The organism is Candidatus Nitronauta litoralis, from assembly GCA_015698285.1.
Lineage (GTDB): Bacteria > Nitrospinota > Nitrospinia > Nitrospinales > Nitrospinaceae > Nitronauta > Nitronauta litoralis.
In genome coordinates this window covers 2654436-2666777 of record CP048685.1, presented here as the reverse complement: position 1 = coordinate 2666777, position 12342 = coordinate 2654436, and the positions used below count along the sequence as shown (strand labels likewise).

The following is a 12342-nucleotide window of genomic DNA, read 5'->3' as shown; positions in this document are numbered from 1 at the left end:
AAAAAAAGAAATTCCTGCAAAAGTAAATTCAATTCGGCTGACTAAATCGAACCTGAACGGGCATGGAAATCAGTTTACCAAAGGACACCTCGTTGGGTTTTCGAAATTGCGGTACACCGATGTCGATTTCAGGCTGCGGTTTTCTCCCATGATCATTGTAAGTTCCAAACCAACGGTCCCAGATAGAAAGATTGAACCCATAATTGGAATCCGTTTCATCACGCTCAACCGAATGATGAATCCGGTGCATGTCAGGCGTTACCAATAAATAACGCAGGGCTCGGTCCAGCCCCAGAGGCAGGGTGATATTCGAATGAGAAAACTGGGCCATACCATTTAAAATCGCTTCAAACACCACAACACCGATGACAGAAGGTCCCAGCAAAAGGACCACCAGCATTTTATAAAGCATTGAAAAAACGATTTCCAAAGGATGAAACCGGAAACCGGAGGAGACATCCAGGTCAAGGTCGGAATGATGCACTATATGGAATCGCCAGAACAACGGTACGGTATGCACCAGCACGTGCTGCCAGTATATGGAAAAATCAAGGACGATAACCGATATAAGAATATTGAGCCCGGCCGGGACATTAAGAATGTTGAGCAGCCCCCACCCTTTTGACTGGGCATAAGCCGCAACCCCTGCCGCGGCGGCACCAAAAATCAGTTTCACCAGCCCCGTATTGAGGAGTGTCAGCCCAAGATTGATAGCCAGACGCCTGGCTTTGGAGTCGACTGTGGGATGGCGTTGAATAAACTGTTCCAGGACGAGCATCAGCAAGAAAACACCGATAAAAATACTCAACCGGATTTGATCCATGCTCATCCAACTGAACTCCTGAATTAATAACCCGGCTCAGGTAACCCTGGAATTCCTCTTGACCTGTATGAGCACGGCTTGAGCCATCAAGGCAATAAACCAGACACCCAGAAAAACCAGCATCCAGAGGAAAAACAGGTTAAACCAGTATTGATTTGGGGAGTAGTCCACCGAGTTGTGGATCATGGCTTTTATACGGCCTTTTTCATTGACGGAGGCTTTCACAAAGGACATAAAAAAAGGATGGTTTTGCTTCTTTGCAAAGGCTTCCAGCTTATCGTGAGGTAATCGCAGGAATTCCATCACGGTGCGTTTGTTCTCTTTAAAATAGAGACGCATTCGCTGAACCTCTTCAGATTCCTGAGGGTTGTTATGGAAATAAAAAAATGCTGCAACAATTGAAACTACGAGCGCCAGCCAGAAACAGATACGACGGCCAAGTTTCTCCCGTTGTTCCTCTTCGACTTCGCTCAATACTTCCTGATGGACTGAATTCTCTGCGTTATCGTTCATAGGCTCATCAATTATAAAGATGGAAAAGTTTACCACATCCTGCATCGAAAATTAATGAAGGTTCCTGCCTGTAAAAAATCAGCTCTCCTCTTGCGCATGCTATAATTTTCGCTTCATATCCTGTTCCCCCTGCATCTGGCTCACCCAACACATGAACTCCCCCAAGGCCCCCAGTTATTTCACCCTGTTGAAAACCAACCCGGGGTTTCGGAACCTGTGGTACGGGCAGGTAGTGTCTGAGCTGGGTGACTGGCTGAACAGCATTGCCATTTACATGCTGGTCATGAAACTTGGAGGAGGCGGGATGGCCATGGCGATCACCATGATGGCCAAACTCATGCCTGTTTTTTTTGTCAGCCCCCTGGCTGGTGTGCTGATTGACCGCATGGACCGGCGAACCATATTGATCGCGAGCGACCTTTTCCGGTTTGTTGTGGTTCTATGTTTTCTGTTTGTTGATGCTCCGGGGGAGCTCTGGCTGCTTTACAGCCTGGTCGTTGTGGAAATCGCACTGGCCGGTTTTTTTGAACCGGCTCGCAGTGCCATGATCCCTTCCCTTACAAAACGCGAAGAACTGGTGACCGCCAATGCCCTCAGTGGTTCCACCTGGTCGGTGATGGTCGCTTTTGGTGCTGCTCTTGGAGGTGTTCTCGTCAGTTGGTTTGGGATCCAGACCGCTTTCATTATTGATGCCTGCACCTTCCTGGTGTCTGCTTTCTTTATCAGCAGAATCCCGAAACCCAAACCTGCCGTTCACCCATCTTCTGAAAGCAAAAAATCCTTTTTCAAAGATATCACCGACGCAGGCCATTATCTCAAGAGCGAACCCGAAATCCTGATTCTTGCATTATTAAAATCCGGATTGGCCCTGGCCGGAGGCATCATGACACTCATCCCCTTTTATGCAGCCCGCATTTACTCCGCTCCCGAAATGATATCCATGGCCATAGGAATAATTTATTCCGGTCGGGGAATCGGAGCTGCCCTCGGCCCCCCCCTCGTCCGTCGCCTGTTTGGGGATAGCACACAGGCCCTCAGAATCGCCATTTCAACCGCCTTTTTTCTGGGGGCGGGAGCCTACCTGCTGTTTTCCCGTTCAGAGTCCCTATTCCTGGCAACGGCATCCATAGGGCTCGCCACATTATTTGGATCCATTGTCTGGGTTTTCAGCTCAGCTCTGATTCATCTGCAAGCCGAAGACAGGTTTCTCGGAAGAATTTTTAGCCTGGAAATGGCACTATTGACACTGGTCATGGGGTTGAGCAATTTTGCGGTAGGAGGATTAATTGAAACGCTGGGCTGGAATCTACAAAGCACGGCACAGGCCATTGCCATTGTTTTTCTTTTGCCTGGTATTGGCTGGGGAAGTTATCTTCTTTTTCTAAAACGGCGATTTAAAAAAGGCGAATGCGTTGGATCTATTTGCCCAGTAGAACCCAGTGACGCCAAAATTCCACCGACATCACTTTAGCGGATGTGTTCGGCATCAAAAGTTTTTGATGAAATGGTCGGACAAGGATTTTCCTATATCAAAATGGCTGGTAATGCTTGCAGCCTCATCCTGCGTCTTTGCCCAATCGTAAGCTTTCTCCACCTGATCGTTCAGACCAATCGCGTGCAAGACACCAACAGAAATATAACTAGTCGCCAGGTCTGTTGAAGTTGAGTATGCAGTAACCAGATCTGACATGAAGTGCATACCTTCATCTGAAAGGGAACGGTACTTTTCAACCAGGGCTACCAGGTTTTGCTCTCCATAAGTATTCCCGTAACCTGATCCAATGACAGGCTCCCGGTAAAGCTCAAGAATCTCTTCTTCCAGTCCATTTGAGTCCTCCGTCATTATTCCTTAAGCTCCTATATTTCAGCAGGTTGCTTGTCTGCTTCCAGCCAGTAGGTTTCAAATTCTTTCCCATAGGAAAGCTTGGTCAAATCGGTCATACGGTCAAGAAACACCTTTCCCTGCAAGTGATCAATCTCATGCTGAAGTACGATGGCGTAAAACCCTTTGGCTTCGATTGTCATGGGTTCTCCAAAGCGATCAAACGCTTCTACTGTCACTTCATCAGGTCGAGTGACCAGCCCACGCAAATCATTCAAACTCAGGCAGCCTTCCCAGAAAGATTGCGGATTTCCACCCAGCCTGGTGATCACGGGATTAACCAGAACGGTCAGAGGAATATCATCCTGATCCGGGTACCGTTCGTTACCCAGATATTCTGCGATGACAATTTGAACAGACTCTCCAACCTGTGGTGCTGCGATCCCAACTCCACCTTCGTGATGCATGGTTTCGATAAGATCGTCTATAAATTCTTGAAGCTCAGCATCGGGTTGACCCTTTAATTTTTCAAGATCAACCGGCCGGGCATGCTGCCTCAAAATTGGGTTGCCCAATCGGGCTATCTCTAATAAAGACATGAATTTAACTCCAGTTTTAAAAACGGGCGTACAAGGCTATTTTAGCATAGTTGCAGCCTGTCACCCGCCCATGAAATCACCTTCCAGTCAAGCTTGAATAAAGCCCCATTGAAAAAGTTTTTGTTTGACATTTAGAGGCCATTTTTTATAATGACCCCGGTTTGCACAATTACTCTGGGAAAGGAGGGATGCCAATTGACTAAGGACGATTTGATCATTGCCGTTACTAAGGCTGTAAAGGATGACTCGGTAAGTAAGCGCCTGGCTGGAGACATTATCGACGCGACGTTTGAAGCTATTGGAAAATCAATTAAGAAGGAAAAACGGTTTGCGTATCCTGGATTTGGTACCTTCACCGTCAGAACAAGAAAAGCCCGCAAAGGCCGGAACCCTCAGACAGGGGAAGAAATCAAAATCAAAGCCAGTAAAACTGTAGGTTTTAAACCAGCGCCCGCACTGAAAAATTCGTTGTAATCGCTTTAGAAAAAAATTAACCGCTTGGGCTTTCAGCCCAGGCGGTTTTTTTTTGCCTGTCAAACTTCTTTTCTAGGGTGAAACCAGTTCCGTCTTCAGCCCGGATTTTTTCAACTCTCCGGCATACCGGAGTGCGTTGTCTTTTTCAAGAAACGCACCAACCAGAATTTGAATCACCGGGTTTGGGAAATTACCGCCACCTGCCGAGAGTCGGTAAGTCGAAATCCCTTTCTTCCTCAATTCCTCTTCTGCAGATTTCGCTTCACTTTCTTTTAAAAACTCCCCCGCCTTCAAAGAAAAGGGAAACCGTTTGGGAGCGGCAAATCGAGCCGACGGAATCTTTCTAACGGCCCGGGTAAGGTCCTCTGCGTTTCCCCAATCCGACAGCCTGCTCACCAGTATGCGATAAATCTTTTTTACCGGAGTCACATACAACGGGGCGATATAAGCATGAAATCCTTGATCCCTCAACCTGTTCAGCACCTTGACCGCCGAGGCCAGGTTCAACTTTGTCGATGCATGCACAACTATCGGATGCGTCAATGATTCCGGCTTCGAAAAATCCGCCTCTGTAACCGGACCATTCTCACTTCCCGATTCCTTCAGCTTGTTAAAAAACTTTTTCACAGCAAAATGCTCGTTCGCGATTTTCCAGACGCCCCCTTCCAACACCCACTCAAGTGTTTTTCGGCCGTAACTTTGCATTCTGTTCGAATCAAACCATTGGTCAAAGCCAACAAAAGCCCAATCCTTATGCAGCACCACAAGAGGCTTTCCGATTTTTAATCGCACCTGTTTGTGTCTTTTAAACATCATCCCTTTGAAACGCTTCCAATAGGCCATCCCCCTAAATTTACCGGCCTTGGCAGGCTGTTCAGAAAATAACGCAAGATGGGATTTCAGATCCTCTTTTTCCCAACTACTTCTCCAGGCTTCAACCCGTTCATGTATCACTCGCTGAAGCTCATTATCCGGAGGAGACGTGAGCAGTTCGGCCAGCATGGGGGGCAGATCCAACTCAGATGCCAGCTTGAGCCTGTCCTTGATCAACTCCCATTCCTGCCAATGGTTTTGTATCGTCCAACGCGCACGATGGGAACTGACTTCCTTCATTTTCGCGTCCAGAGATGTCAGGTTCAACTCCACTCCGGAAGCCAGCCCGTGAATATTCCCTTTGATGAACTTGTCCTGATTGTTCATCCACAGTGCTACAGCCGCTTTTTGCCGTTCAGTCTCTGAAAGTTTCAAATCCGAAACAATGGATTCGAGTGACTCCCCCTTTTTCAAGGGACCGTAGGTTTCCCGCGACAGCACCACGGGTGGCTTCCCTGGCTCCGGGGCTTTTCTGAGCTTTTCAGGAGCAGGTGGTTCCTCTTTTTTTTCCGGAGAGGGAACACGTGCCACTTGCCTTGCAAGCTCTTCTTTGGCCGCAGGCCTTGGCTCTGGTTTTTTCGGGGCCTGGATTACCACCGCTGGAGGAGCTGGCTCGGCAACCGGTGTAGGCAGGGGTTCCAATTCAGGGGTTTCGATTTCCGGTAACTCCCTAACAACTAAAGGAGCCGGGTGGACCGCGACCACGACTGGAGGGGCTTGAGGCCCAGGAGCGGCCTCTTGTTGCTCTTCCTCGGAGGCTTTCCCCGCAGCAACAGCTTCGGGTTCCTCGACTGGTTTCTCCACAGGTGTTTCAATTGGCGTTTCAGGGGTCTCCTCTTCCGGAGTCAGCCCGGCATCAACCACTTCATCAACACTCTCCTCCGGCTTGGGTTCAGGCTCTTCAGGAGGCGCTTGCTTGTCTTTTTCCCGTTCAGCTTTCAAACGCAGGGAAACGCTTTGCTTAAAGTCTACGGAGACCAGGTAGTTTTCCATGATGATATCTCCTGCCTGTTCAGCGCGGATCACCAGATTAAACGAAGGGTGAAACAGGGGAAGAGGAGATAAAACACGCAGAATCTGCAAGCCATCACGATTTTCAATTTTTCCGGGCAACACCAGTTCATCCACAACGCTGGGACGCGGAACCCCCGATTTCAAATAATCTTCCGGAGAGCCAATACTGACTTTAATCGGCTTGTCGGGGTTGGCTTGCAATTCAATCTCTGCATTAAACTTTTCTCCGAAATCACTTACCACCTCCATGGGACCAAGGCTGAATGCATGAACAGAAGAAGCGATCATGAGACTTGCAAAGAGAAAAACAAATACTAGAGACAACCCATTAACACATATTGAAAATTTGCAAAGGCAACTGGCTGGCCTTGAGATTTCTTGCATGTAGGGAGACTCCCTGGAGACAGGGTGATGAGGAGGTAGAGGGGAATCCCGGATTAAAACAATCCCAGGAATTTATCATCATCGTTTTCGATTTTTTTCAGTTCTTCGCTGGCTTTCCTGCGTTCTTCCTGATCTTCTTTAGTCAACCGCTCTTTTTGATCCTGCATGGCTTCTATTTCAAAATCACGGTACATTCCCTTGTTGGCATCTTTTGGTTTTCGTGTGGTCCTCGTAAGCTCTTCCGTGAACCAGTTGCGATCCAGAATATGACAGGTCCGACATTCTGTTGCGTAACGGAACACCTTGCGGTTGTATTTTTGCGGAATCTTGTCGAGGTGCACACCGGGGGAGAATGCTTTATGAATATGGCAGGTCTGGCAATAGTCACTAATCAACCGGTTATTTTCTTCGGAAGTGTATTCACCATCAAATGCCTTGATCACTTTCCAGGAAGTACAACCGCTAACCAGCACTAACGACGTCACCAGCAAAAGTCCCAAATGAACCTTGAGTAAACTTCTAGCGGCCTCAGGGGCATTATTGGCTGGGGTCCGTAGGTTTGGCTGCATTGAGTGGTTCAGAGAATTGTTTTCCAAGAAGCAACAAACGATTCAGGCAGGTCAAACCCCGGCTTCAGGTTTGCGGGTTAGATCGATTGTGAACGAAACTCTTTGTAAAGTCGAAGTACCTTGCTGGAATAACGCGTTGGGCGTTTCCCTTTACGAAGAATACGACCTAGACGGGAGGGACCGTGATTGTAGGCTTCAAGAGCCAGTTTCAAGTCTCCAAACCGTGCGATCAACTTGCTCAGATAATAGGCACCCAAAGCAACATTTTGCTCCGGATCATAAAGGGACAAAGGCTCGTCTCCGGTGGCATCGACTTCGCCAACCAGCCCTCTGGCCGTAGCGGGTCGAATCTGCATCAAACCAAGGGCACCACGTGAAGATTTCGCCCGCTTATTGAATGAGCTTTCAGTTACGATCACAGCCGTCAGAAACAGGGGATCGAACCCATACTTAACCGATTCGTCGAAAATGATCTGTTGAACATTTTCAGGATCCTTGAACCCCGTCTGGTAGCCAGAGATTACTTTCCCAATCCGTTCCTTAACGCCACTTTCATACAGCAGACGGGCCTGCTTTTTTTCCTTTTCAACTTTTGCGACAACTATCTCTTCATATCCAATCACCGCCCGGGCAACTGGCGATACCCCCTGATAAGGCACCCCCTTCCCAACAAATGCAAACGAAACGGCAACAGCCAATAGCGCTGTCATCGAAGTTTTGGCCCGTTCAAGCCCTTTGATTGTTTTTTTAATTCCCGTCATTGGTGTCAGCCTTTGCCACTAATAAAGTGCCTCAGGTTCATCTATCCCAATTAACTGCCATACCAGACACAGATCTATTGTGGCAGCCAGTATAGATTTACAAATTAACCCTGTCTTTTTATCGTGATGCCAACCCTGATGGGCTGGACAAGCTCCCCGGTTATCGGGCTGGAAAAATCCGTTGGAAGCTAATTTTAGAGGGTGTTTATGTCGTAAAGGACAATAAAAGAAACCCACAATTGTGAGTATATCTTGAATACCACCTCCGTGTCAATCAGTCAGGCAGTCTACATTGGCCTCTTGTCATTTACAGGAATAAGAATATAATGAATCTATTTAACGCCTATTTAATTAACAGTTTATGAAATTTTCCTGCCCAGAATGTCACGCCAAATACCAGGTAGATCTGCCTACGGTCGGGGATGAAGGTGTTGAAGTCAAGTGTGCCCGTTGTGAACATACTTTTCATGTATATGAAGAGACTCACAGTACGGTAGCAGCAGGAAGCTCTTCCGAAAAAAGTGGTGACGATTTTTCATCACCTATGGCCCAGCAGGAAGCCGAACCCTCGTCACCGGACGACAACCTGGATGCCTTCCTCGACGATCTAATAGAACAGGAAAACTCCTCTACGAATTCCTCCCCGGAAGACCCGGAACCGACAGCAGCAGACACAAGCCTGGACGGCCTGCTCGATGACTTGCTCACTGAAGACTCTCCAGGTGAAGAAGCCTCTGATCTGGAAGATCAGGAACTGGATCAGATTTGGCAGGATTCTGTAGAGGAAGGTCTGAAAGAAGAAGAGACATACGTTTCCGAAAGCCCACCTGAGGCTGAGAAGGGTTTACCGGCAGAACCCCCTACTCCCCCGGAAGCTGTGGCAAAAGAAACTGCATCTGAAGACGATTTATGGAACGAGGCTTTTGCCGATCAAGCCGCACAGGAATCCAAACAATCCGAGCCCGAGCCCGCAGATCAGGCGACGGAAGTTCCTGATATGGACAACATGTCGGAAGAAGATGCCTGGGCGGCAGCGTTTGCCGACCAGGAAGCCACCGAAACCAAACAGGAAGACAGCACGGAAGGTCCCCCAGCAGAATCAGCAGAAACTGCTGATATGGACAACATGTCGGAAGAAGATGCCTGGGCGGCAGCGTTTGCCGACCAGGAAGCCACCGAAACCAAACAGGAAGACAGCACAGAAGGTCCTCCCCCAGAATCAGCAGAAACTGCTGATATGGACAATATGTCCGAGGAAGATGCCTGGGCGGCAGCGTTTGCCGACCAGGAAGCCACCGAAACCAAACAGGAAGACAGCACGGAAGGTCCCCCAGCAGAATCGGCAGAAACTGCTGATATGGACAATATGTCCGAGGAAGATGCCTGGGCGGCAGCCTTCGCCGATCAGGAAGCTACCGAAACCAAACAGGAAGATGATTCAGGCACTGCTTCGGAAACTGGAGACAGTGAAGAAGAGTCTGAAGAAGATCTTTGGGCCAAGGCTTTCGAAGACCAGGCAGCGGTTGAGGAAACACAGCAATCAGATCCAGCTGAAGAAAAAGCTGAAACTGCTGCAGACACGTCTGAAGAAGACCTCTGGGAACAGGCTTTCCAGGAAACAGGAGGGGCAGATTCCGGGGAAGATGTCGGAGAAACGGCCTCTGCTGCAGGTGACGCAGACGCCTCAGAACCCACTGCCGATAATGCTATGGGTGGGGAAGTTTCTGATGAAGAAATGGAAAAACTGGCCGCCCTTGCTCATGACGAAGCCGACGGCCCCTCCCTGGCCGACGAGGCTCTGGCCAATTACAACGAAGATGATTACGCCGATTTCGACGATGACGAATTTGAAACCGAAACACCTGTAAGAAAAAAAGGCTTTATCCCCCTGCCCTCTGGTAAAACCGGGAAACTTGTTGTTGGAGGTGGAATTATTGCTCTTTTATTGATAGCGGGAAGTGCTTATTTCGCTATCCAGACTTTCGCTCCCCCGGAGTTGGTTGAAGAAGGTCAAATGGCTGAGGCTGAAAGTGAACAAGAGGCCACCGAAGAAACCGCCAATGCTGAAGGGGAAGAAGACGCTGCAGGGGGAGCAGAGAAAGGTCCCTCAGCGGTTGAAGAGGCTCAGAAAGCATTGTTAAATGAAGAAGAGGCAAAACCTGCTGCGGAAGCTTCAACGGAAACCAGCGCTACTGAAGAACCTGCCGGATCCAGTTCGCTCAATGCTGCCTTAACACCCTTTGCAGACATCGTCGAGATGAGCACCATCCTGCCAGTCGCTTTCAGCCCCACGGATATCAAGGTGCTGAGCTTTACCATCCGCCTGGAAATGGACACGCCCGGAACGGCTGATTCCATGCGGGAATCTCTCCCCGTTTATGAAAAGATCATGGTTGCGACTGTTGAGAACTTTCTGAAACGAAAATTCTATAACGATATTCTTTATGTAAAGGAAAAGTTATCGAAAAGGCTGGAGCGAGCGATCAATAAGGGCTTAAAGCAGGGTAAAATCAAAAAAGCCAAGTTCAAGGATTTCCAGATCAGCTGACAACATATTCTGTCTCATCTTCGTCTTCATCTTCTTCAACTTCCGCACCCCATTTCCCCAGTTTTTCTAATTCCACCTTGATCGCGTAAATCAGTTCTTTCAGGCCTCGTCCCTCCAATGAAGAAATAGCCAATAAGTTGGAGTTCAGTTCTTCAAGCTGGGATTTGACCTCGCTCCACCTCGCTTCAGCTTCGGGAGTATCAATCTTGCTCGCAACAAGTATCTGGGGTTTTTCTGCAAGTTCAGGATCGAAGGCCTCAAGCTCTTTCTCCAGGATGTGATAATCCTCGATCGGGTCGCGCTCGTTCATCAAAGAAAAATCCAGAAGATGAACCAGCAAAGCGGTGCGTTCCGTGTGTTTCAGAAAACGATGCCCCAGCCCCTTGCCGTCGTGCGCTCCTTCAATGATCCCGGGGATATCGGCAGCAACAAAAGATCGGAAATCTTCAACCTTCACCACACCCAGTTTTGGGACAAGCGTTGTGAATGGATAATCAGCAATTTCCGGGTGAGCGTTCGAGATTCTGGAAATAAGCGTTGACTTGCCCACGTTTGGAAAGCCAATGATCCCTACATCCGCCAGCAACTTGAGTTCCAGTGTGTACGTGTTTTCTTCGCCCAAATCGCCGGGATCGGCCCGTCTCGGTGCCCGATTGATCGATGACTTGTAATGTTCGTTGCCAAATCCGCCACGTCCCCCATGCGCAATGACGAATTCCTCATACGGCTCTGTTAAGTCGGCAATGATGTTGTCGGTTTCGTAAGGCTTGACAATGGTACCGAGGGGAACCTTCACTTTCAGGTCGGCACCATTTTTACCGGTTTTACTTTTCCCCTGTCCGTGCGAGCCCGCTTCCGCCCTGTAAAGTTGCTGATAGCGTAGATCAAGGAGAGTGGTCAGGTTGGGGTCGGCCACCAGGATAATATCCCCACCGCGTCCACCATTACCGCCGTTGGGGCCGCCTTTGGGGATGTATTTCTCGCGTCGAAAGCTGCAACAGCCATCGCCACCTTTGCCCGCCTGAACTGTGATTTTGACCTGGTCAACAAACATGAAGACGCACCTGTGCCATTAGCAATCTAACAAGGAACACGCAAAAGCACAGAATAACCCTCTAATGGCTGGTAATACAATAGACCAATGGAGGCAAGCGGTCGTGCCCGTGGAAATAATTTATTTGGGGAAAGAATTAACCGGCTACGGGGTAGACGCTAACTTTTTTCTTGGTGCGGGTCATCCATTCAAACTTCACCTTACCAGTGGTCGTGGTGAAGAGGGTGTAGTCGCTGCCCACCGAAACATTTTCACCGGGATGGATGCTGGTGCCACGCTGACGTACAAGAATTTCTCCGGCTTTAACGACTTGCCCGTCATACCGTTTCACTCCCAGGCGTTTGCCAATGCTGTCCCTACCGTTGGAAGTACTACCCTGTCCTTTTTTATGCGCCATGATGAACTCCTGGGTTTTTTACAAGTAACCTGATCTATCCGTAACTGATGGCCAGCTCTCAGAAGACATTACTGTTCTCTGATGCCGATTCAGTTGCCGGATTCTTATTTACTGATTGCCGTGATTTTCAATTTGGTCAACGGCTGTCTATGCCCATTCTTGCGTCGGTATTTTTTACGACGCTTCTTTTTGAAAACGATAATCTTGGGGGCTTTCATCTGGTCCAGCACTTCGGCTGTAACCGCTGCTCCACTCACCAAAGGAGTCCCAACCGCAGGATCGCCTTCGCCACCCACCATCAATACTTCGTTCAGGGTAATGGAATCCCCAACATTCGCTTCAATTTTTTCAACTTGTAACTCGTCACCTTCGGCAACTTTATACTGCTTGCCACCGGTTTTCAAAACCGCGTACATAACGTCTCCTGATCCTCAACTAATCTGATAAAACGGGAATGCCTTGCTGCAGGATGGACCTGAACGAGGAAAATTGTGAAGTGGCATCATACTGA

The 12342-nt window shown here is 48.7% G+C and carries 13 protein-coding genes; 3 read left to right on the top strand and 10 right to left on the bottom strand.

The genetic code is table 11. The features are described from left to right. Positions 1-28 precede the first annotated feature (28 nt). Both G3M70_12150 and G3M70_12145 read right to left on the bottom strand, forming a co-directional pair. Positions 29-829 carry a sterol desaturase family protein gene (locus G3M70_12150; GenBank protein QPJ62583.1) on the bottom strand — a complete coding sequence of 267 codons (801 nt, stop codon included), beginning with the start codon at positions 827-829 and terminating at the stop codon, positions 29-31. Positions 830-859: 30 nt separating this feature from the next. Next, on the bottom strand, positions 860-1336 hold the full coding sequence (locus G3M70_12145; protein QPJ62582.1) for a hypothetical protein: 477 nt from the start codon (positions 1334-1336) through the stop codon (positions 860-862). Between the two features lie 151 nt (positions 1337-1487). Here G3M70_12145 and G3M70_12140 point away from each other — a divergent pair, with 151 nt between their 5' ends. Beyond that, complete coding sequence (locus tag G3M70_12140) at positions 1488-2807, top strand: MFS transporter (GenBank protein QPJ62581.1); 1320 nt, start codon at positions 1488-1490, stop codon at positions 2805-2807. A gap of 15 nt (positions 2808-2822) precedes the next feature. Here G3M70_12140 and G3M70_12135 read toward each other — a convergent pair whose 3' ends face one another. Next, positions 2823-3179 (bottom strand): hypothetical protein, encoded by a 357-nt coding sequence (locus G3M70_12135; protein ID QPJ62580.1) that lies wholly within the window; start codon positions 3177-3179, stop codon positions 2823-2825. Between the two features lie 14 nt (positions 3180-3193). Further along, positions 3194-3757, bottom strand: coding sequence for a peptide deformylase (gene def, locus G3M70_12130; GenBank protein QPJ62579.1), 564 nt, complete (start codon positions 3755-3757; stop codon positions 3194-3196). A gap of 195 nt (positions 3758-3952) precedes the next feature. On the opposite strand from def, the gene G3M70_12125 reads away from it, so the two are divergent. Continuing rightward, entirely contained in the window at positions 3953-4231 is a 279-nt protein-coding gene (locus G3M70_12125) for an HU family DNA-binding protein (GenBank protein QPJ62578.1), read from the top strand. 72 nt (positions 4232-4303) lie between these two features. On the opposite strand, the gene G3M70_12120 is transcribed toward G3M70_12125, so the two are convergent. The 3 genes from G3M70_12120 to G3M70_12110 all read right to left on the bottom strand — a co-directional run bounded on the left by G3M70_12120 (position 4304) and on the right by G3M70_12110 (position 7781). After that, positions 4304-6406 carry a hypothetical protein gene (locus tag G3M70_12120; protein QPJ62577.1) on the bottom strand — a complete coding sequence of 701 codons (2103 nt, stop codon included), beginning with the start codon at positions 6404-6406 and terminating at the stop codon, positions 4304-4306. A 149-nt stretch (positions 6407-6555) separates the two neighbouring features. Beyond that, positions 6556-7071, bottom strand: coding sequence for a hypothetical protein (locus tag G3M70_12115; protein QPJ62576.1), 516 nt, complete (start codon positions 7069-7071; stop codon positions 6556-6558). Between the two features lie 77 nt (positions 7072-7148). After that, complete coding sequence (locus G3M70_12110; protein ID QPJ63800.1) at positions 7149-7781, bottom strand: lytic transglycosylase domain-containing protein; 633 nt, start codon at positions 7779-7781, stop codon at positions 7149-7151. A 412-nt stretch (positions 7782-8193) separates the two neighbouring features. Between G3M70_12110 and G3M70_12105 the strand changes: the two genes are divergently transcribed. Further along, positions 8194-10380 carry a hypothetical protein gene (locus G3M70_12105; GenBank protein QPJ62575.1) on the top strand — a complete coding sequence of 729 codons (2187 nt, stop codon included), beginning with the start codon at positions 8194-8196 and terminating at the stop codon, positions 10378-10380. Here the strand turns inward: G3M70_12105 and obgE are convergent. The 3 genes from obgE to rplU form a co-directional block, all read right to left on the bottom strand. Next, positions 10373-11434: a GTPase ObgE gene (gene obgE, locus G3M70_12100; protein QPJ62574.1), complete on the bottom strand. Its 1062-nt coding sequence runs from the start codon at positions 11432-11434 to the stop codon at positions 10373-10375. The two genes, G3M70_12105 and obgE, sit on opposite strands and share 8 nt — an antisense overlap. A gap of 136 nt (positions 11435-11570) precedes the next feature. After that, positions 11571-11831, bottom strand: coding sequence for a 50S ribosomal protein L27 (gene rpmA / locus G3M70_12095; protein QPJ62573.1), 261 nt, complete (start codon positions 11829-11831; stop codon positions 11571-11573). A gap of 104 nt (positions 11832-11935) precedes the next feature. Then, positions 11936-12247 (bottom strand): 50S ribosomal protein L21, encoded by a 312-nt coding sequence (rplU, locus tag G3M70_12090; protein QPJ62572.1) that lies wholly within the window; start codon positions 12245-12247, stop codon positions 11936-11938. Between the last annotated feature and the right edge of the window lie 95 nt (positions 12248-12342).

Coding starts and splice junctions, on each gene's coding strand:
- G3M70_12145 (QPJ62582.1), bottom strand. CDS start 1,336: ATGAACGATAACGCAGAGAATTCAGTCCATCAGGAAGTATTGAGCGAA.
- G3M70_12150 (QPJ62583.1), bottom strand. CDS start 829: ATGAGCATGGATCAAATCCGGTTGAGTATTTTTATCGGTGTTTTCTTG.
- G3M70_12140 (QPJ62581.1), top strand. CDS start 1,488: ATGAACTCCCCCAAGGCCCCCAGTTATTTCACCCTGTTGAAAACCAAC.
- G3M70_12135 (QPJ62580.1), bottom strand. CDS start 3,179: ATGACGGAGGACTCAAATGGACTGGAAGAAGAGATTCTTGAGCTTTAC.
- def (QPJ62579.1), bottom strand. CDS start 3,757: ATGTCTTTATTAGAGATAGCCCGATTGGGCAACCCAATTTTGAGGCAG.
- G3M70_12120 (QPJ62577.1), bottom strand. CDS start 6,406: ATGATCGCTTCTTCTGTTCATGCATTCAGCCTTGGTCCCATGGAGGTG.
- G3M70_12115 (QPJ62576.1), bottom strand. CDS start 7,071: ATGCAGCCAAACCTACGGACCCCAGCCAATAATGCCCCTGAGGCCGCT.
- obgE (QPJ62574.1), bottom strand. CDS start 11,434: ATGTTTGTTGACCAGGTCAAAATCACAGTTCAGGCGGGCAAAGGTGGC.
- G3M70_12110 (QPJ63800.1), bottom strand. CDS start 7,781: ATGACAGCGCTATTGGCTGTTGCCGTTTCGTTTGCATTTGTTGGGAAG.
- rplU (QPJ62572.1), bottom strand. CDS start 12,247: ATGTACGCGGTTTTGAAAACCGGTGGCAAGCAGTATAAAGTTGCCGAA.
- rpmA (QPJ62573.1), bottom strand. CDS start 11,831: ATGGCGCATAAAAAAGGACAGGGTAGTACTTCCAACGGTAGGGACAGC.
- G3M70_12105 (QPJ62575.1), top strand. CDS start 8,194: ATGAAATTTTCCTGCCCAGAATGTCACGCCAAATACCAGGTAGATCTG.